The 19,911-nt window shown below is 70.0% G+C and carries 17 protein-coding genes and 1 tRNA gene; 13 read left to right on the top strand and 5 right to left on the bottom strand.

Annotation, left to right across the window (positions count from 1 at the left end; translation table 11 throughout):
- Positions 1-210 precede the first annotated feature (210 nt).
- Positions 211-1,635, top strand: coding sequence for a CitMHS family transporter (locus IFU30_RS12305; protein WP_192005335.1), 1,425 nt, complete (start codon positions 211-213; stop codon positions 1,633-1,635).
- 19 nt (positions 1,636-1,654) lie between these two features.
- Here IFU30_RS12305 and IFU30_RS20895 read toward each other — a convergent pair whose 3' ends face one another.
- On the bottom strand, positions 1,655-2,152 hold the full coding sequence (locus IFU30_RS20895; protein ID WP_192005334.1) for a LysM peptidoglycan-binding domain-containing protein: 498 nt from the start codon (positions 2,150-2,152) through the stop codon (positions 1,655-1,657).
- Between the two features lie 164 nt (positions 2,153-2,316).
- On the opposite strand from IFU30_RS20895, the gene IFU30_RS12295 reads away from it, so the two are divergent.
- The gene (locus tag IFU30_RS12295) at positions 2,317-3,351 is read left to right on the top strand and encodes a Gfo/Idh/MocA family protein (protein ID WP_192005333.1); all 1,035 of its coding nucleotides are present in this window, start codon (positions 2,317-2,319) and stop codon (positions 3,349-3,351) included.
- Here the strand turns inward: IFU30_RS12295 and IFU30_RS12290 are convergent.
- A complete protein-coding gene (locus tag IFU30_RS12290) occupies positions 3,314-4,516 on the bottom strand; it encodes a glycosyltransferase family 4 protein (RefSeq protein ID WP_342450859.1) in 1,203 nt (400 codons plus the stop codon). The two genes, IFU30_RS12295 and IFU30_RS12290, sit on opposite strands and share 38 nt — an antisense overlap.
- Before the next feature lie 116 nt (positions 4,517-4,632).
- Between IFU30_RS12290 and IFU30_RS12285 the strand changes: the two genes are divergently transcribed.
- The 3 genes from IFU30_RS12285 (at position 4,633) to IFU30_RS12275 (ending at position 9,916) form a co-directional block, all read left to right on the top strand.
- Positions 4,633-5,847 (top strand): ROK family transcriptional regulator, encoded by a 1,215-nt coding sequence (locus IFU30_RS12285; RefSeq protein WP_192005332.1) that lies wholly within the window; start codon positions 4,633-4,635, stop codon positions 5,845-5,847.
- Between the two features lie 99 nt (positions 5,848-5,946).
- A complete protein-coding gene (locus tag IFU30_RS12280) occupies positions 5,947-9,684 on the top strand; it encodes an AAA family ATPase (protein WP_192005331.1) in 3,738 nt (1,245 codons plus the stop codon).
- 16 nt (positions 9,685-9,700) lie between these two features.
- Positions 9,701-9,916: a hypothetical protein gene (locus tag IFU30_RS12275; protein ID WP_192005330.1), complete on the top strand. Its 216-nt coding sequence runs from the start codon at positions 9,701-9,703 to the stop codon at positions 9,914-9,916.
- A 36-nt stretch (positions 9,917-9,952) separates the two neighbouring features.
- Here IFU30_RS12275 and mscL read toward each other — a convergent pair whose 3' ends face one another.
- The 3 genes from mscL to IFU30_RS12260 are packed head-to-tail and all read right to left on the bottom strand — an operon-like array spanning position 9,953 to position 11,430.
- Positions 9,953-10,399: a large conductance mechanosensitive channel protein MscL gene (gene mscL / locus IFU30_RS12270; RefSeq protein ID WP_124768909.1), complete on the bottom strand. Its 447-nt coding sequence runs from the start codon at positions 10,397-10,399 to the stop codon at positions 9,953-9,955.
- A 51-nt stretch (positions 10,400-10,450) separates the two neighbouring features.
- Positions 10,451-10,798, bottom strand: coding sequence for an FmdB family zinc ribbon protein (locus IFU30_RS12265; protein ID WP_192005329.1), 348 nt, complete (start codon positions 10,796-10,798; stop codon positions 10,451-10,453).
- Positions 10,799-10,830: 32 nt separating this feature from the next.
- On the bottom strand, positions 10,831-11,430 hold the full coding sequence (locus IFU30_RS12260) for a 5-formyltetrahydrofolate cyclo-ligase (RefSeq protein WP_192005328.1): 600 nt from the start codon (positions 11,428-11,430) through the stop codon (positions 10,831-10,833).
- 153 nt (positions 11,431-11,583) lie between these two features.
- On the opposite strand from IFU30_RS12260, the gene galU reads away from it, so the two are divergent.
- From galU to IFU30_RS12220, 8 genes are all read left to right on the top strand, one after another.
- Positions 11,584-12,477, top strand: a complete 894-nt coding sequence (galU, locus tag IFU30_RS12255; RefSeq protein ID WP_192005327.1) for a UTP--glucose-1-phosphate uridylyltransferase GalU — start codon at positions 11,584-11,586, stop codon at positions 12,475-12,477.
- 135 nt (positions 12,478-12,612) lie between these two features.
- Positions 12,613-13,266 (top strand): GNAT family N-acetyltransferase, encoded by a 654-nt coding sequence (locus IFU30_RS12250; RefSeq protein ID WP_342450858.1) that lies wholly within the window; start codon positions 12,613-12,615, stop codon positions 13,264-13,266.
- Positions 13,267-13,349: 83 nt separating this feature from the next.
- On the top strand, positions 13,350-14,375 hold the full coding sequence (locus IFU30_RS12245; protein WP_192005325.1) for a hypothetical protein: 1,026 nt from the start codon (positions 13,350-13,352) through the stop codon (positions 14,373-14,375).
- 107 nt (positions 14,376-14,482) lie between these two features.
- Positions 14,483-15,136 carry a hypothetical protein gene (locus tag IFU30_RS12240; protein WP_192005324.1) on the top strand — a complete coding sequence of 218 codons (654 nt, stop codon included), beginning with the start codon at positions 14,483-14,485 and terminating at the stop codon, positions 15,134-15,136.
- Between the two features lie 51 nt (positions 15,137-15,187).
- Positions 15,188-15,264: transfer RNA gene (locus IFU30_RS12235), tRNA-Ala, on the top strand.
- A gap of 125 nt (positions 15,265-15,389) precedes the next feature.
- Positions 15,390-16,565: a N(5)-(carboxyethyl)ornithine synthase gene (locus tag IFU30_RS12230; protein WP_192005323.1), complete on the top strand. Its 1,176-nt coding sequence runs from the start codon at positions 15,390-15,392 to the stop codon at positions 16,563-16,565.
- Between the two features lie 437 nt (positions 16,566-17,002).
- Positions 17,003-18,274 carry an HNH endonuclease signature motif containing protein gene (locus tag IFU30_RS12225; protein WP_192005322.1) on the top strand — a complete coding sequence of 424 codons (1,272 nt, stop codon included), beginning with the start codon at positions 17,003-17,005 and terminating at the stop codon, positions 18,272-18,274.
- Between the two features lie 384 nt (positions 18,275-18,658).
- Complete coding sequence (locus IFU30_RS12220; protein WP_086474686.1) at positions 18,659-19,834, top strand: mechanosensitive ion channel family protein; 1,176 nt, start codon at positions 18,659-18,661, stop codon at positions 19,832-19,834.
- Positions 19,835-19,911 lie beyond the last annotated feature (77 nt).

The raw sequence follows: 19,911 nt of genomic DNA, 5'->3' as shown, positions 1-19,911 counted from the left end.
CCGGGGCGATGGGCGGCGTCGACCGCGTGATGAGCAGAATGCGCAGAAGGTGGTGTAACCCGCAGATCCGAGCCGAACGCCCACAAGCGAGACAGCTCCGTGCCGCTCCCGTACGGTTCCGGGAACGCCCGCCGCGCTCGGTCCATCGCCCGTGTCGCCGCGCCGCGTCCCGTCGTGCACACCGCGGTGCACGCAGACGAAGGAGTCGACATGCTGGTCATTCTCGGATTCGCGATGATCCTCACCTTCATGGTGCTGATCATGACGAAGCGCCTCACCCCGATGGTGGCGCTCATCATCGTCCCCACGGTCTTCGGGCTGTTCGCCGGGGCCGGACTCGGGCTCGGCGACATGGTCATCGAGGCGATCGGCAGCCTCGCTCCGACCGCCGCCCTGTTGATGTTCGCGATCATGTACTTCGGGATCATGATCGACGTCGGGCTCTTCGACCCGCTCGTCCGGTTCATCGTCCGTGCGCTGGGCAATGACCCGGCGAAGATCGTCGTCGGTACGGCGCTTCTGGCGGGCGCGGTGTCACTCGACGGCGACGGGTCGACGACCTTCATCGTGACGACCGCCGCGATGCTGCCGATCTACCTACGGCTCGGCATGAACCCGGTCGTCCTCACCTGCGTCGCCGGGCTCGCGAACGGCACGCTCAACATCGTCCCGTGGGGTGGGCCGACCGTCCGAGCCGCCTCGGCCCTGGGCGTCTCGCCGACCGAGATCTTCGTCCCGATGCTGCCGTCGCTCGCCGCCGGCCTCGTCCTCGTGTTCGCCTTCGCCTGGTTCCTGGGACTGGGGGAGCGCAAGCGCCTCGCGGGCGTCGACCTCCTCGGCGACGGCGCCTCCGGCGTCGCCGCATCGGGTTCGGGTTCCGGGTCCGCCGACCACCCGCTCACCGGCGGCATGTCGACGACCTTCTCGACCAGTGCCCGTGGGCGCCTCGCGACCCTCGTCCGCCCTGACGACACGGCAATGGCCGACACGATGCTCGACCCCGAGCGCGACACCCTGCGCCCGCGACTCATCTGGGTCAACCTCGTGCTCACGGTCGCGGTCATGACGCTGCTCGTGCTCGACCTCGTGCCGTTGCCCTACGTGTTCATGGTCGGCACCGCCATCGCCCTCCTGGTGAACTTCCCGCGGCTCGCGCAGCAGTCCAAGGAGATCGTCGCCCACGCCCCGAGCATCGTCGGCGTCGTCTCGATGGTGCTCGCGGCCGGTGTGCTGATCGGCGTCCTCAACGGGACCGGCATGGTCACCGCGATGGCCGATTGGATCGTCGACATCATCCCGACGGAGCTCGGTCCGTTCCTCGCGGTCATCACCGGGGTGCTCAGCATCCCGATGACGTTCTTCATGAGCAACGACGCGTTCTACTTCGGCATCCTGCCGGTGCTGGCCGAGAGCGCCTCGACCTTCGGCATCGAACCGGTCGAGATGGCGCGGGCGTCGATCACCGGCCAGCCGGTCCACCTGCAGAGCCCGCTCGTGCCGGCCATCCTCCTGCTCGTCTCGCTCGCCAGCGTGAACCTCGGCGACCACCACAAGAAGGTCCTGTGGCGCGCCGCGATCGTCTCGCTCGTCATGCTCGTCGTCGGCGTGCTCGTGGGCACCATCCCGTTCGGCTGACACCGGCGGGCGCCGAGGCTCAACGCGTGGTCGTCCAGTCGAGGTTGACGATGTCGCCGATGTAGATGTCGAGTCCGAAGCCGGGCATCGACGGGTTCATGCGGAGCAACTGCTGCTGCGGCAGGTCGAAGCGCTGCGCGATGTCGAAGAACACGTCGCCGGCGACCACCGTGTAACTGATCGGATTGCCATCGGCGTCCGAGACGACCGGGCCGAGCGCACCGTCCCTCGGCCCGAGGTCGAACGCGGGGCCCTCCGGAATCGGTTCCGCCGGTTCCGCCGGCGCGTTCGGCACGATCGGCGCCGGTTCAGGAGGCAGCGCGTCGCGCGCGGTCGAGGTGGGCACCGGGGCGACCGAGGGCGACGGGTCCGGCTGCTGGGTGACGACGACCGTCACCGGAGGCGGGGCCGGCTCCGAGACGCAGCCGCTGAGGGCGAGGAGACCGACGACGCCGATCGCGAGGGTCCGGGCGTGCGACAGCGCACGTCGACGTCCGGTCGATTCCTTCGGCCCCACAACGCATCCCCCCAGGATGGACCGAGCCCTCAGCGCGGTCGGCGGGGCTCGGTCGAACCCTCAGCCTACGGCGAGGCGCCGCGAGCCCGAGCAGGGCTACCCCCGTAATCCCGAGCGCCGAAGGCCCTCCAGTAGGCTGCTGGAACGCGCATCGAAGGAGAGCCATGACGGAGCAGGACATCGACCGGACCGGAACGGGAACCCCAGCGGCAGGCCCGTCCACCGGCTTGCGATGGGGCATCCTCGGCCCCGCCGGCGTCGCGAAGAGCTTCACCGCCGACCTCCGACGGCACGGATTCGACGTCCGGGCCGTCGCCTCGCGATCCGCCGAGACCGCCGCCTCGTTCGCCGCCGAGTTCGACATCCCGAACGTCCACGTGGGGTACGAGGCGCTCGCCGCCGACCCCGAGGTCGACGTGATCTACATCGCGACCCCGCACCCGTTCCACGCCGAGCAGGCGGTGCTGGCGCTCGACGCCGGGAAGCACGTCCTCATCGAGAAGCCCTTCACGCTCAAAGCCGCCGAGGCGCAGGCGGTCGTGGCGCTCGCCGCGGAGCGCGGCCTGGTCGTCCTCGAGGCGATGTGGACCCGGTTCCTCCCGCACATGGTCCGGCTCCGCGAGCTGCTTGCCGACGGTGTCATCGGACAGCCGCGCAGCCTCGTCGCCGATCACACCCAGCTGCTCTCGGACGACCCGGAGCACCGCATGAACAACCTCGAGCTGGGCGGCGGCGCGCTGCTCGACCTCGGCGTGTACCCGGTCTCCTTCGCGTCGTCCGTCTTCGGGACCCCGACGACGATCCAGGCCACGGCCGCGCTCCGCGACACGGGGGCGGACGTGCAGGTCGCGACCCTCTTCGGCTACGCGGACGGCCAGGTGGCGAACACCCTGTCGGCGAGCAACACCGTCGGCCCGAACCGCGCGGCCATCGTCGGGACCGACGGCTGGATCGAGTTCGACCGCGTCTGGTACACGGCGACGACCTTCCGGGTGTTCGGCACCGACGGCGAGGTCGTGGAGACCTACCGTTCCGAGGTGGACGGCCGCGGCATGCACTTCCAGGCGTGGGAGCTCGAACGGCTCGCCTCCGAGGGCCGCCTCTCCGGTGACATCATGCCGCTCGCCGAGACGGTCGCGATCATGGAGACCCTCGACGAGGTCAGGCGCCAGATCGGCGTCCGGTACCCGGGCGAGTGACCCGAGGCATCTGAACACGCGGGTCGAGACCGCTCCGTCGTGCCCGAGCGCCCTCGTGCAACTCGATGGCGTCACTGTAGTGCCCGATCAGCGCGCTGCTGACGCTCTTCCAGCTGCGCGGCAGGACGCCTGCCCGAGCCGCGGCACCGAACGCCGCCCGCTTCACCTCGTCGCCCACGAGGTCCTGGACGAACCCGCGCAGCTGTTCGAGCCTGCCGGGTTCGTAGAGCCACCCGGTGCGGCTCGAGTCCACGAGGTCGACCGGCCCACCTCGACCGGTCGCGACGACGGGTACGCCAGAGGCCATCGCCTCCTGGATGGTCTGGCAGAAGGTCTCCGACTCGCCGGGGTGGACGAACACGTCCAGTCCCGCCATCGCGACCGCCAGCTCCTCGCCGCCCAGGAATCCGGTGAACACCGCGTTCGGCAGCCGCTGTTCGAGTGAGGCACGCAGTGGCCCCTCGCCGACGATGACGAGCTTGACGCCCGGGAGCCCACCGAGCACCGCGAGGTCCTCGACCTGCTTCTCGGCCGCGAGCCGACCGACGTAGCCCACGATCCGTTCGCCGCCGGGAGCGACGGAACGACGCCAGGCTTCGCTGCGCCGCTCCGGTGAGAACCGCACGGCGTCGACGCCGCGCACCCACAGGCGGACCCGCGGGATGGCGTGCGCCTCCAGCTGAGCGATCGACTGCCGTGACGGCGCAAGCGTGAGCGTCGACCGGCCGTGGAGGCGCTCGACGTGCTGCCACAGCAACGCTTCGGCGACCGGGAACCCGTACCGTCCGGCGTAGGCCGGGATGTCGGTCTGGTACACGGCGACGGTCGGGACGCCCAAGCGCTCGGCGGCCTGGACACCGCGCCAGCCGAGGACGAACGGCGAGGCCAGGTGCACCACGTCGGGGCGGAAGCCGCGGAGGAGCTCGGTGATCCGGCCGACTCCGCCGGCGGCGACCCGCACGTTCCGGTAGCGGGGGAGCGGGATCGACGGGACGCCGTCCACCCGGAAGCCCTCGTGGAGCCGTGGCGTCGAGGCTCCGGCACCGGGGGCGATGACGAGCACCTCGTCCCCTCGGTCCGCGAAGTGCTCCATGATGCGGAGCAGGGAGTGGGTGACGCCGTTCATCTGCGGCAGGAACGACTCGGTCACGATTGCGATCCTCACACCCATGATGCTCCGCGTCGTACGGGTCGCAGCGGTGCCCGGCGGGCGACGTGTCGGTGACCATCGGGTGACATCGCGGTGCCGCACGATGAGACGCAGCCTGCTTTACTTATCGCATGAGTACTGGTGGATTCGGAAGCGGCGGCGGGATCGCGTCGGAGCGGATCGAATCCTTCTCGTACACCCCGGCGCGGCGGCTCCGGCCGAACGCGAAGGTCCTGCCGGAACACGCCCGTGGTCATAACCGGGCGCTCGTCCTCCAGACCCTCTTCGCCAGCGGCGCCATGAGTCGGGCCGACATCGCCCGCGCCACCGGCCTGACCCGGGTGAGCATCTCCGACCTCGTCGCCTCGCTCATCGCGGACAACCTCATCGTCGAGGTCGGCCTCCGCGAGACCTCTCGCCCGGGCAAGCCCGCCACGCTCATCGACATCAACCGCGACGAGTTCCAGATCGTCGGCCTCGACCTCTCCGACACCGAGGTGTTCAGAGGTGCTGTGCTGACCCTCGACGGCGAGGTCGTGACGATGCTCGAGGTACCGCTCGACGGCGCCACGGGGGCGGACGCGATCGCGAAGGCCGTCGCGCTCGCCGCAGACCTCGTCGAGGAGGCGACGGTCGAGGTGCTGGGCATCGGGGTCGGTTCGCCCGGCGTCGTCGACATGACCGGCACGGTCCGGAGCGCCCCGAACCTCGGCTGGACTGACGTCGACCTCCAGGGGGCGATCGAGCAGGTCGCCCAGGTGCCGGTCCTCGTCGCGAACGACGCCAACGCCGCGGTGCTCGCTGAGTACAGCTTCGGCGGGGCGGACGGCGACCTCATGCTCGTGAGCGTCGGGAACGGCGTCGGGGCGGGGCTGCTCGTGGGCGGCCATCCGCTCTTCGGGAGCCGGTTCGCCGCCGGCGAGATCGGCCACGTGGTCGTCGGTACCGACGGCGGGCCGCTGTGCGCCTGCGGGAAGCGGGGGTGTCTCGAGGCCTGGCTGGCCGTGCCGCACCTGCGTGAGCTCCTCGCAGCGGCCGCGGCGAGCGATCTTCCCGCCGCGGAGGTCGAGCAGCGTCGCGAGGAGATCCTGCGCGCCGCGGGGGAGCGCCTCGGTGTCTCGCTCGCCGCGATCGTCGGTGCACTGAACCTGTCGGAGATCGTGGTGAGCGGCCCGGAGGAATTGCTCGACGGCGTACTCCTCGACGCGGCGATCGAGACCGTGCGGGCGCGCACGATGACCGAGTTCCACGGCGGCGTGCAGATCCGGATGAGCGAGCAGGGCGCCGACATCGTCCTGCGCGGCACCGCGGTGATGGTGCTCTCCGGCCTCCTCGGCGTCTCCTGACCCTCGGACGACGCGCGCGTCGCACATTTCCTCGGCGGACTCGGCGAAAAACCGCACCGCTTCCCGGTGTTTCCACTACCGGGCACGTATGGTGCAAGTGTGTGGCGGCTAGAGAAGAGACGGGATGACGGCGACGTGACGTCCGGAGTCGAACGGGAAGCAGCGGAGGCGCAACTCCGCGAGGGTCCCGTGGCGGCATCGGCAGGCGTGGTCGACACGGCGCTGCACGCCTGGCGTCAGCAGCTCAGCACGGTCGGCGGCCCCTCGCCGCTGCTCCACTTCGTGGACGCACCGACGACCCGGGTGGAGCTCAGCTCGACGCATCCCGGTGGTCTGCCCCAGTTCATCTCGGGCAAGTCGACGTTGCTGTCGAACCTCATCCGCGACGAGATCGCGCTCCGCGGTGCGAAGCGCGCCGCCGACCGCATCACGACGAAGGGCATCGAGCTCTCCACCGTCCGCGGCATCGACGCCGTCCACCTCGCCGTCGGCCTCGCCCAGTGGACGCATCAGGGTGAGGACTTCAGCGCGCCGGTCCTGCTCCGGCCGCTGGCCATCCGCCGGTACGGTCGCGACTACGAGGTCAAGCTGCGCGGCGCCACGACCGCGAACCCGGAGCTCGTCCGCGCCCTCCGCGAGCAGTTCGGCATCGTCCTCGATCCCGACGAGTTCGTCGCGCTGAGTGAATCGGGCGGGGTCTTCAAGCCGCAGCCCGTCATCGACCGCCTCCGCTCGCTCGCCGCCGGGCTCGAGTGGTTCACCGTCCAGCCGCGTCTTCTCGTCTCCTCGTTCGCCGCCGTCGGTCACTCCCTGCTCGACGACGCTGCCAAGCTCGACCACCCGATCCTCGACGCCGTCGCCGGCGACGACGGTGCGGTCGGCCTCGTGCGCAGCAGCTTCACGCCCGTCGACGCGCCGGGCCAAGATGACCGCCCGCCGTCGACCGACACCCTCCTGCTCGACGCGGACGTCGAGCAGGAGAACGTCATCGCGCAGATCGGTGCCGGCAACTCGCTCGTCGTCACGACGCTTCCGGGCACGGGCGGCACGCAGACCATCGTGAACGCGATCGGCGTGCTCGCGTCGCAGCACAAGCGCGTCCTCGTCGTCAGCCCCCGCCGCTCCACGCTCGAGGGCATCCGCCACCGCCTGACCAAGGTCGGTCTGCCCGGTCTGTGCGCGTCGCCGTCGACCCTCCGCCGCGACCTCATCCAGGCGATTACACGCAACGAGCGCGCGATCCCGCCGCAGGTCGGCGAGGTCGACGACGCACTCGTCCGGCTGCGTCGGGTCCTCATCGACTACCGCACCTCGCTGCAGGCGAAGGACCCGGACCTGCGGGTCTCGGTCATCGAAGCGCTCGAAGCACTCTCGAAGCTCTCCAAGCTGCCGCACCCTCCGGGAACCCTGGTCCGCCTCGACCGCCAGACGCTCGTCGGGCTCGCCGCAGGCCGCTCCCGCGCGGCGGAGGCGCTCGAAGGCGCGGCCGCCCTCGGCGAGTTCCGGTACGGTCCGGGCGACTCGCCCTGGTACGGCGCGTCGTTCGACACGACCGCGGAAGCCCAAGAGACCCACGACCTCGCCAAGCGCCTGCACCGTAAGGACCTGCCGCAGCTCCTGGAGCGCGCGTACGGCCTCATCGGGCAGACGCAGATGCGGCCGTTCGAGTCCATCGACGAGCTGGGCATCTACCTGCGACTCCTCGCGGACATCCGGGAGACGCTCGACCGCTTCCAGCCCGACGTCTTCGACCGGTCGCTCGCCGACCTGATCGTCGCGACGAGCCCGCGGAAGGACTCCGCCGCGATGTCGTCGGCGAGCCGCCGGCGACTCAAGGCCTTGGCCAAGGAGTACCTGCGGCCCGGCGCACACGTACCCGACATGAACGCCGCCCTCCGCCGGATCCAGCAGCAGCGCACCCTGTGGCAGCGCTACGTGACGACCGGCGCGCCGCCCGAGGTGCCGCTCGGCATCGCGGACGTCGAGCAGGCGTACCAGACGGTCGCCGCGAAGCTCGAGCTGGTCGACCAGCCGCTCGGTATCGCCGACACTCCCGACCGCCTCGGACGCCTCGCGATCCCGAGTCTCGTCCGCACGATCTCCGAGCTCGCCGCCGAGTCCGAGGTCCTCCACAACCTCCAGGAGCGCACCGCGATCCTCGCCGGCCTGCGCGAGCAGGGTCTCGGCGAGCTCATCATCGACCTCTCACAGCGGCACGTGCCGCGGACGCGCCTCGCCGACGAGCTCGAGCTCGCGTGGTGGCAGTCGATGCTCGAACTCGTGCTCACCGAGGACCGCGGTCTGCTCGGTGCGAACACGAGCGTCGTCGAACGTCTCGAGTCCGACTTCCGGCTGGTGGACGAGGCGCACGCCTCCGCCTCCGGGCAGCTCCTCGCCTCGCTGCTGGCCGACACCTGGAAGATCGGTCTCGTCGACCACGCCACCGAGGGCATGGCGCTCCGTTCGCTCCTCAAGCGCGATCGACCGCTCCGAGCGGCCGAGCTCGAGCAGGCGGCACCCACGTTGTCCCGTGTCCTCGCGCCGGTCTGGCTCGTCTCGCCGTACGAGGTGCCGCGCATCCCCGAGAGCGCGTCCTTCGACGCCGTCTTCCTGGTCGACGCGGGGGCGACGCTCCTCGCCGAGAACGTGGACGCCATCCGTCGTGCGCGTCAGGTCGTCGCCTTCGGTGACCCCGTCACGCAGAGTCCGTCGCCCTTCGAGATCCGTCTGACGGATCAGGAGACGACCCCCGAGCAGCACGCCGACATCGCCGAACTGCACCGTGAGTCGGCGCTCGAACAGCTGAGCTCCGTCCTGCCGACCCTCATGCTGACGCGCTCCTACCGTGCCGGAGGCGAGGACCTCGCAGAACTCGTCAACGAGCGGTTCTACGGTGGCCAGATCGACTCCCTGCCGTGGGCGGGTTCGTTCTTGGGCCACGGCAGCCTGAGCCTCGACTACGTGCCCGGCGGGCTCGGCATGCCCGACCCGGTCACCGGAGCGGTGGAGAGTGTCGACGTCGAGGTCGAACGGGTCGTGGAACTCGTCCTCGAGCACGCCTCGAACCGCCCGAAGGAATCCCTGATGGTCGTGACCGCGAGCGACAAGCACGCGGTCCGGGTCCAGCAGGCGGTCCTCGCAGCGTTCTCCCGTCGGGCCGACCTCTCGGACTTCCTCCTGCGCGAGCGGGCGGAACCGTTCACCGTGCTGACGCTCGAGCAGTCCGTGGCCGAGAGCCGCGACCGTGTCATCTTCTCGATCGGGTACGGCCTGACGCCGCACGGGCGGGTCCTGTCCGACTTCGGCGCGCTGGGTCAGCCCGGCGGCGACCGGCTGCTCGCGGTCGGTATGACGCGCGCACGGCGGTCCATGGTGATCGTCTCGTGTGTCCGCCCCGAGGACCTCGACCAGAACCGGATCCAGCACGGCATCCTCGCGCTCGCACGCATCCTCACGGACACGTCGCGCCGCGCCTCCGAGGATCAGGCGACGCACGAGGCCGAGCCAATGCTCGTCGACCTTGCGACGCGCCTCGAGACGCTCGGGATGCGGGTCGACATGGGCTACCGCGGCAAGCTCGCCCTGGTCGCCTCGTGGGGTGGCCGAGCCGTGGTCGTCGAGTGCGACGAGGAACTGGGTGACGCGAGCCTCCGTGAATCGCTGCGGCTCCGCCCCGACGTCCTGCGCCGCCTCGGCTGGCACTACGTCCGCGTGCACAGCTTCGACCTCTTCGCCGACGCCGAGGCGGTCGCGCAGCGCGTGGCCGGTGTGCTCGGGCTCAACACGACCGAGCACCTCGACACCGCGCCGATCGCCGTGCAGGTCCCACGCCACTGATGGTCGGACACTGATCATGCAGGACGATCAGGAGCCACGGATCGTCCGTCCCCGAGGATCGAGGCGGGCGATCCGGCCTGGTGCTCCCGGGACGGATCCCGCGCCGCAGCTGCCGGCCGATCCCGTCAAGGCGGCGGAGGAGACCGACGCCGCCTGGGGTGGCACAGTCAAACCCGCTGGCGGCGGTGGCAACGACGACGAGCTGCAACGCAACGTCCCGCCCCACTGGTGAGCGGGACGGGACGTCGGTGCTGCTGGACGAGCCGGACTAGCGGCCGTCGGTCGTGTCGTCGCGTGCGGGCGGCAGCGGAGCGCTCGTGCCCGTCTTCAGCACGTCGCGGATCTCGGTGAGGAGCGACAGCTCGCTCGGAGCTGCGGCCTCGTCGGCGATCGTCGGCTTCGTGGTGACGCGCTTGAAGTGGTTCATCGGCAGCACGATGACGAAGTAGACCACCGCGGCGACCAACAGGAACTGGATGGTCGCGCCGATGAACGCGCCGAAGTGGATGACGGCAGGGTCGCCGTCGACCGTCGGGATGGAGACGTTGAACGCGTCGTTCAGGCTCTCCGCGCGGAAGAGCGCCCCGAGCAGTGGGTTGAAGATGTTCTCGACGAGCGAGTTGACGATGGCGGTGAACGCGGCCCCGATCACGACGGCCACGGCCAGGTCGATCACGTTGCCGCGGAGGATGAACTCCTTGAAGCCTTTGAGCATGGGGTCTCCCTGTGGATCGGGGATGGGCAGGACCCTGGCTACGCTACCGGCTCAGGACGCGGCGCTCCCGGCGGAGGCCGGTGTGGCGCTGGAGCCGGAACCGGAGCTGGAGGAGCCGCCCGAGGAGGAGGATCCGCCCTTGGTGTCCGAGGAGGACGAGCTCGACGACCCCTCCGAGGACTTCGAGGAGGCCGGGATGGAGCTCGAGCCCTTGCCTGCACCGGCGCGGGAGTCCGTGCGATAGAAGCCGGAGCCGTTGAACGTGACACCGACCGCGCTGAAGAGCTTGCGCAGCTTGCCGGAGCACGCCGGGCACTCGGTGAGGGAGTCGTCGGTGAAGGACTGCTGGACGTCGAAGGCGTTGCCGCACTCGGTGCAGCGGTAGGCGTAGGTGGGCACGGGGTCTCCTGGGATGTGGTGGGTCGGCGCGCTCAGCGGCGCGGTCTGACCTGGTCGAAGTCGAGGATGCGGCTCGGGGTCACGGCACCGCCGACGGGTTCGTCGTGGATCTCGCGCGGGACCTCGTCGAGGATCTCGGTGTCGTACAGCACGGCGTAGACGGGAGGGCAGCGCTCCATCGAGCCGAGCGTCTTGTCGAAGTACCCGCGACCCCAGCCCATGCGCATGCCGTGGGCGTCGACGGCCGCCGCGGGGACGAGGATGAGATCGACGTCGTTGATCGCGATGGGACCGAGGGTGGTACCCACGACCTCGGGGGTGCCGGCGAAGCCCACCGTCTCGATGCCCTCTTCGCCGATCGTCCAGTCGAGGAGCCCGTCGGTGCGGGTGATGGGGAACAGGATGCGGATGCCCGCCTCCTGAGCCCACTGGAGGAAGGGACGGGTGTCGGGCTCGCTCGGGGAGGAGAGGTAGCAGGCGATGGAGCTCGCGCCGAAGCGGGAGACGAGGGCTCGGAGGTTGTCCGTCAGGCCGGTGGTCGAGCGCTCCTTCTCCAGGGAGGTGAGCAGCTCCCGCCGCTCACGGAGCTCGGCGCGCAGCGCTCGTTTCTCGTGTTCGGCGGGGCTCGTCATGCGACCCATTCTAAACTGCTCGTCGTCGCGCCCGGCTCGTTGCCCGACGTCCTACCCGACATCCGCCGCCTCGTCCAGGGGTTCGGGGGATTTCACCCTCGATCGAGGGGGTATTCGGCCACTTCACCGACTCCACACGATAGGTTTTCCCTCATGACCACTCGTGTTACCAAAGCAGTCATCCCCGCAGCAGGTCTCGGCACCCGGTTCCTTCCGGCGACGAAGGCCCTGCCGAAGGAGATGCTCCCCGTCGTCGACAAGCCGGCCATCCAGTACGTCGTCGAGGAGGCCGTCAGCGCCGGGCTCGCCGATGTGCTCATGATCATCGGCCGCAACAAGAACGCCCTCGCCAACCACTTCGACCGCGTGACCGAGCTCGAGCTCAACCTCGCGAAGAAGGGCGACACCCAGCGCCTCGAGAAGGTCAACGAGTCGAGTGAGCTCGCCGACATCCACTTCCTGCGCCAGGGAGACCCGAAGGGCCTCGGCCACGCCGTCCTGCGGGCCAAGCGCCACGTCGGCAACGAGCCGTTCGCCGTGCTCCTCGGCGACGACCTGATCGACGCCCGCGACGTCCTCCTCGAGCGCATGCTCGACGAGCAGGACAAGCGGAACGCGACGATCATCGCTCTCATGGAGGTCGACCCCGATTCGATCCACATGTACGGTGCAGCAGCCGTTGAGGCCACCGACGACGCCGACGTCGTCCGGGTGACCGGGCTCGTCGAGAAGCCCGCGAAGGAGGACGCCCCGTCCAACCTCGCCATCATCGGCCGCTACGTGCTGAAGCCCGAGGTGTTCGAGATCCTCGAGCGCACCGAGCCGGGCAAGGGCGGCGAGATCCAGCTGACCGACGCGCTCCAGGAGATGGCCGCCGACGTCGAGGGCACGGGCGGCGTCTACGGCGTCATCTTCCGTGGCCGTCGCTACGACACGGGCGACCGCCTCGACTACATCAAGGCGATCGTGCAGCTTGCGGTCGACCGCGAAGACCTCGGTCCCGAGCTGCGTCCGTGGCTCAAGGACTTCGCCGGGGACCTCGACTGAGTCCACCCGACGACGCACGACGCGCCCCGGGTCCGCAGCTGCGGATCTCGGGGCGCGATGCTGTCGACGACGTGGTGTCGGTGCATCGGTGAGCGCTCCACTAGGCTCACCACAGAACGCGAGAGGGGTGGCACGGTGGCGCAGGTCGTACCCGTTCTGAGCAGTGGGCGAGTGAGCATCCGGCCGATCAAGGTCCGTGACGCGAGGCCGCTCGAGCGCGAGCTCGCGGAGAACCGAGCCTGGTTGCGCCGCTGGGAGGCGACGAGCCCCTACGGCCCGGTCCCGGCCGACAGCCGTGCGGCGATCCGGTCGCTGCAGAACCACGCACGCTCGGGTGCCGGCCTCCCGTTCGTCATCGAGGTCGACGGGGAGTTCGCCGGCCAGCTCAACGTCTCCGGCATCACCTACGGATCGCTGGCCTCGGCGTCGATCGGCTACTGGGTCTCCCAGCGGTTCGCGGGTCTCGGTGCCACACCGATCGCGACCGCCTTGGCCACCGACCACTGCTTCACCGCCCTGCAGCTCCATCGTCTGGAGATCTGCATCCGGCCCGAGAACGCTCCGAGCCTGCGGGTCGTCGAGAAGCTCGGGTTCCGGTACGAGGGACTGCGGCGCCGCTTCATCCACATCGACGGCGACTGGCGTGACCACTTCTGTTTCGGCCTCGTCCGCGAAGAAGTCCCGGGCGGCGTCCTGAACCGGTGGTTGGACGGCCAGGTCCCGAAGGACGCGTGCGTGATCCCCGAGGCCGACCGTCTCGCGGCCGCGATGCCGTTCCCCACCCGCTGACCCGGTAGCCGTTTTCCCCTCTATCCGGGGACACACCCGACGACTGCCCGTCTCCGGTCGTTGCACCCGCTACGGTCAGGGACATGGACGGCGGATTCCTGAGCGGTGGGGTGATCATTCTGGTCGCAGCGATGCTGTGGCTGGTGTACCTGGTGCCGTCGTGGGTGCGTGACAGTCAGTTCTCCGCCAGCGAGCGCAACGCGATCCGGCTGCAGCAGACGCTCCGTGTGCTCGCCGAAACGGCTGAGGTCCCGGAAGCCGTCCGGCTCGAGGCGACGTCGCGTGAGGTCGCCGCGCAGCGCAAGCTCCTCAAGCAGCTCGAGGCCAGGACGAAGGCGACGGCCGAGGCCGCGGCGCGCGTCGAACTCGCCGAAGCCGACCGGATCCGCCGCGAGGAGGAGGCCAGGGCCGTGCAGGCCGAAGCCGCCGCCCGTGCCGCGGAGGATGCTCGTCGTGCGGCCGCTGCCGCAGCCCGTGCCGTGCAGCGCAACGCCCGAGCGGCGAAGCTCGCGCGAAGCCGTCGTCGCTCCAGACTGCTCGCGACCACCGTGTTGGTCGCCTCCATCATCGGGTTCTGCTCCGGCGTGACCGCGTTCCTCGCGGGTGGCGGTCTCGTCCTCGGTATCTCGTCCACGGTCGTCGGTCTGCTCGCTCTCTCTGCGCTCTCCCGGATGTCACGCATCGCCCACCGTGCCGTCGCGCCGGTACCGGCGGTCGCTGTCACCACCAGGCGTGTCGAGTCGGCGCTCTTCGAGTACAACGAGCCCGTCAAGGCGGCGTCGCAGGCGCAGACGTGGACCCCGACGTCCATCCCGAAGCCGCTCCACCTCTCCGTGGGTTCGTCGGCTGCCGCCGAGCTGGCGAAGGCCGACGCCTACGATCGCCTGCGCCAGGCGGCCATGCAGGAGGCCATCGCCTCCCGCGCCGAGCGTCTCGCGCCGGTCGTACCGACGATCGTCCGTCGTCCGGAGCCCGTCGCCGCTCCGCAGCCCGAGCGCGTCGACCCGCAGCCGGCCCCGAGTCGTTTCGCCTCGATGGGTGTCATCGACGAGGGCGAGATCGCCGCCGGCGGCTCCACCCTGTTGCAGCGTCGCCGCGCCGCGGGCTGAGTCCCGACCGCGCCCGTCCGGTCGTTCATGAACCGGTCACCGGCGACGGATAGACTCGTCGAGGGGGTTCGTCGCTCGGTTCTCGTCGACGCCCTGGAACGCGAAAGGTGACCATGGGCGTGTGGCGGAAGAGCCGGCGGAAGCCGATGAAGCCCTACGTCGCGCCCCCTGAGGTGGCTCCGCCGCCGGTCGAGCACGCGGTCGAGGAAGGTCTCCTCATCGCGCGGTCCTGGACCGTGGTCGAGGTCACGAACTGGATCATCGAGCGAGCACTCCGCGACGGTGCCTCCTACGACGCCGAGGCGACGCAGACGGCCGTCCGGCGTGAGCTGGGACGCATGGCGGACGAGCAGGAGGAGTACGCCGACCTCGCGCGGGAGGCGCGCCAGACGGCGTTCCAGCGGCGGGGGAGTGCTCGCCACCAGCACGACTACCGCGCGGGTGACCTGAGCGCCCTGTCCCGTCGCCGCGAGGTGTACTCGGGGCTCGCCGCCGAACTCCGTCGGGTGAGCAAGGACGAGGAGTTCGTCGCGGCGATCGCGGAATCCGCTCGTGAGCGTGCGTGGGGCGACCTGGAGCGCGCCATCCAGGCGAAGCTCGACCGGGTCCTCGACGAGCCGGTCGTCGACGAGCACTATCGGCGTGCCCGGAGCCAGCGGCTCCGCTGGTTCCGCGATCTCGACCTCGCTGCCCTCATCGCCGCCAATCCGAAGGACGGCAGCATGCCGGTCGACGACGGCCCGAACCCCTACGAGGACTAGCGCGGCCGGTTCGAAACGGCTCGCCGGTTCTGCTAGCCTGGACGAGTAGTTGGGCCCATGGCGCAGTCCGGTAGCGCACCTCGTTCGCATCGAGGGGGTCAGGGGTTCGAATCCCCTTGGGTCCACCAGCTGCAACGACAACCCCGCACCTCACGGTGCGGGGTTGTCGCGTTTCCGGGCGTCGGCAGCGCCCGCGTCCTGTACGGTCAGGGGCACGGCGCCGCTTCGGTTCCCGTGAACGGGACGAGCAGTCATGCCAGCAGCATCCGAACCGACCCTGCAGCACGACGCCGTCCTCGGGGTGATCGGCACCTCGCTGAAACCCGACGAACGACGCGTGCCGATCCACCCGGCGCACTTCGAGCGCATCCCGGAGGAGTTCCGGTCTCGGATCGTCGTGGAGCACGGCTATGGTGCCCGGTTCGGCGTCTCCGACGAGGAGATCGCGCCCTACGTCCGCTCGTTCGCGACGCGCGCCGAGGTCATCGCGCAGGCGGACGTCGTCCTCCTGCCGAAACCGCAGCTCGAGGACGTCCAGGAGCTCCGGGACGGGCAGACGCTCTGGGGCTGGCCGCACTGCGTCCAGGACGCCGCGCTGACGCAGCTCGCGATCGACAAACGACTCACACTGATCGCCTTCGAGGCGATGAACCACTGGGCCGCCGACGGCAGCTTCGGGTTGCACGTCTTCCACAAGAACAACGAGCTCGCCGGCTACAGCTCGGTGATCCACGCGTTGGAACTCTGCGGCTCCACCGGCAGCTACGGCCGTCGCCTGACCGCCGTGGTCATCGGGTTCGGCGCGACCGCCCGAGGTGCCGTGACCGCGCTCAACGCCCATGGGATCCACGACGTGCGCGTGCTCACCAACCGCCGGGTCGCGGCGGTCGCGGCGCCCATCCATTCCGCCCGCATGATCCAGTTCGACCACGACGACGGCCCGTACCTCAGCGAGGTCATCACCGACGAGGGCCGCGTCCCGCTCGCACCCTTCCTGGCCGAGAGCGACATCGTCGTCAACTGCACGCTGCAGGACCCCAACGCACCACTGCTCTACCTCCGTGAGGACGATCTCGGCGCGTTCCGGCCCGGGAGCCTCATCGTGGACGTCTCCTGCGACGAGGGCATGGCCTTCGAATGGGCGCGTACCACCGGGTTCGACGACCCGATGTTCACCGTCGGGCGCGGGGAGATCAACTACTACGCGGTCGACCACAGTCCGTCGCTCCTGTGGAACTCGTCCAGCTGGGAGAACAGCGAGGCGTTGCTGCCGTTCCTGCCCACCGTCCTGGCCGGACCGGCCGCCTGGGCCGACAGCCTGACCGTCCAGCGGGCCGTCGAGATCCAGGACGGCGTCATCCTCAACCCGGCGGTCACCGAGTTCCAGCACCGGTCGGCCGAGTACCCGCACGAGGTCATGCTGGGCTGATCGGTTCTCGGCCAACCGTTCAAGCAGTGGGGCCGCGGCGGGCCTCTCGGTGTACCGCTGACGGAGGCACCGCGCCCGGGAGGCCCCTCGTGGGCACTTCGACAGGCTCAGCGACCGGGAGAGGTGCACCCGGCTTCACCCCGGTCCCCGAGCAACCCTCGCCGTCCCTGAGCAGCCCTCTCCGGTCCCTGAGCCTGTCGAAGGGCATTCGTAGGCACTTCGACAAGCTCAGCGACCGGAAGGGGTGCACCCGTACTCACTCCGGTCTCCGAGCGACCCTCTCCAGACCCTGAGCCTGTCGAAGGGCGCGCGCATTCACTCCGGTTCTCGAGCAACCTCCTCCGCTCCCTGAGCTTGTCGAAGGGCCCACGAGAAAACTCGCACAGCCGAGACCACTCAGCATCTGGAATGTCAGTGGTTCATGGTGGACTGGAGTCATGACCGAGACCACTCTCACCGCGATCCGCGCGAGCGACGAGTACGCCGCGCGCCTCGCGGAGTTCTCGGACCATTACGCGGACATCCAGCGGCGGCGTGCTGCTCTGGACGTCGAGGAGGCTCGGCTCCTGGCCCGCTCCGCCGCATACGCGGACGCCTTCGCAGACGTCACGGTTCCGGCGATCTTCCCGCCGGCGGAACGGCAGGCGCTCTCCCGCCGCTCCACCTGCGCAGCCCTCGCGATGGCGACCCGAACGCCCGAGCGGACCGTGCAGCGGGCGACGAACGACGCCGAGCGCCTCGTGAACGACGCGCCCGCCGTGCTCGCGTCCCTCGAGGCCGGCCGCATCTCGGCCCGGCACGCGCAGACGATCATCGACCAACTCAGTGACGTGCCGACCGCAGGACGGACGGTGTTCCTCGCTGAGGTCCTGCCGGTCGCGGAAGAGTCCACCAACGCGAACCTCCGCAGGCGAGCCCGCGTCCTGCGCGAACGCCTCCACCCCGAGTCCATCACCGCCCGAGCGGTCCGCTCGGAGGCCGACCGCCGGGTCGAGTTCGAACCGGCCGCCGACGGCATGGCGTGGGTGCACCTCTTCACCACCGCGCCGATCGCGCAAGGCATCCTCGAGCGCGTCGAAGCAGCCGCCACCGAATCACGCCAGGCCGGCGACACCCGCACGTGCGCCCAGCTGCAGGCAGATGCCCTCGCGGCGCTCGCCCTGACCGGTGTCACGCCCGAGGACGTCATGTCGAGCCCCGTGCTCCCGCACCCCGTCGAGGTCCAGGACCACATCAAGCCGACCGTGCAGATCACCGTGCCGGCGCTCACTATGGCCGGCGTCTCCGACGCACCCGGCATGCTCGACGGCTACGGTCCGATCGACCCCGAGACCGCGGCACGTATCGCGGTGAACGCGCCCAGCTTCACCCGGATCCTCGTCCAGCCGGAAACCGGCGCGATGCTCTCCGTCGGCCGCAATCAGTACCGCGTTCCCGCCGGCCTGCAGCGGGCGGTGCGCCTCAGGGACGGCACCTGTCGGGCACCGGGCTGTGGGAGACGCGCCAGGGCCTGCGACCTCGATCATTCGGTCGCCTGGGAGGACGGCGGCGCGACGGATGCCGGGAACCTCGCCTGCCTGTGTCGACATCACCATCGGATGAAGCATCTCCCCGGATGGAACCTCGACCACGGGCCCGGTGGCGTCCTCGAGTGGACGACACCCGACGGGAAGCGCCATCGAACGAAACCGGACCCTGCCCCATTCTGACTCCCGCCGGTCCCTGTGCCTGTCGAAGGGTTCTTCGTGGGCACTTCGACAGGCTCAGTGACCGGGAAACGTCTGTCCGCACCGCTGCGGTCCCGGAGCTGTGCCGCCCTTCGACGGGCTCAGTGACCGGAAGGGGTTCGCCCGCCATGTCTCGGTCCCTGAGCCTGTCGAAGGGCAGCCCGGGCCGTGCCACCTCGGTGAATGGGGAGGTTCGCTCGGTCCACGTGGGACGCGCCAGCCACGTGAACTCGGCCTGAGAGGTTCGTGGCAGGCCGCGCAAGCGGTCGAGCATGGCATGCACCCGCCCCTACGCTGGACGCTTGCGCCGTACGGTATCGGTCGGCGGAGGAACACCTAGTGCACGACCGGCTCGAGGAGGCAAGGATGTTCGTATGGCAGAGCTGGTGGGGTGTCGCCGCAGCGGCCGGGATAGCGCTGATCGCAGCGCTCGTCGTCATCGTGATCGTGTCGGTCTCCTTCCGGATGGCGGCGCGGCGGAGCGACTGGCCGGGTGCGCTCGCCGGGAGTGCCAGGCACCCCTTCCGGGCCCTCGTGATCCTGGTCGCCGTGTGGCCGGCGGTGGCGGCGACGCTTCCCGATGAGACCGCCCGTGGGTTCATCGACCAGACCTTCCGGATCGCCGTCATCGCCGCAGCGACGTGGCTGGTCGCCGCGCTGCTCGCCTTCGTCATCGGGCTCGGCCAGGCCCGGTACCGCATCGACGTCCCGAACAACAAGGTCGCCCGCCGCATGCAGACGCAGCTCGCGCTCGTCCGTCGCCTGGCGATCGCGGTCGTCGTCATCGTCGGTGTCGCGTCGATCCTCCTGACGTTCCCCGGCGTCCAGGGCGTCGGGGCGAGCGTGCTGGCCTCCGCCGGTGTCGTGAGCATCGTCGCCGGCCTCGCGGCGCAGTCCGTCCTCGGGAACGTGTTCGCCGGGATCCAGCTCGCCTTCAGCGATGCGATCCGGGTCGACGACGTCGTCATCGTCGAGGGGGAGTGGGGCCGGATCGAGGAGATCACCCTCACCTACGTCGTCGTCGGCATCTGGGACGATCGCCGCATGGTGCTCCCGTCCACCTACTTCACCTCCACGCCCTTCCAGAACTGGACGCGGAACACGAGCGAGCTGCTCGGGTCGGTCGAGTTCGACCTCGACTGGTGGGTGAGTCCCGCGGTCATGCGGACCGAGCTGGAGCGCATCCTCGACCGCACCGACCTCTGGGACGGCCGGGCGCAGGTCCTGCAGGTCACGGACGCCGTGGGCGGCTACGTGCGCATCCGCATCCTCGTCACCGCGGTGGACGCACCGACCCTCTTCGACCTCCGATGCCTCGTGCGCGAGCAGATGGTCGAGTGGATCCTCGCGCAGAACCCGTCGGCGATCCCGCGCAACCGGGTGCAGATGGTCGAGCAGGAGCCTCGTCCGGTGCCGAAGCGCGGCGGGCCGGTCACCGAGCCCGTCGGGCTGTTCAGCGGCAGCGCCGAGGCCGAACAGCGCGCGAGCCTCTTCACGTCCTCGATCACCCTGCCCGACCTGGACGACGAGCCCGAACGCTGAGCGTCGCACGACCGGACGCGTGTGCACCGAATCGTTGTCGTTCCGGCGATCCTGTATGCGCTTCCCGTCGCTACCAT

This window comes from Plantibacter sp. CFBP 8798 (assembly GCF_014841195.1).
In the GTDB taxonomy this organism is placed as follows: domain Bacteria; phylum Actinomycetota; class Actinomycetes; order Actinomycetales; family Microbacteriaceae; genus Plantibacter; species Plantibacter auratus.
Note: the sequence above shows the minus strand (reverse complement) of the source record. Positions and strands in the feature narration are given on the sequence as shown.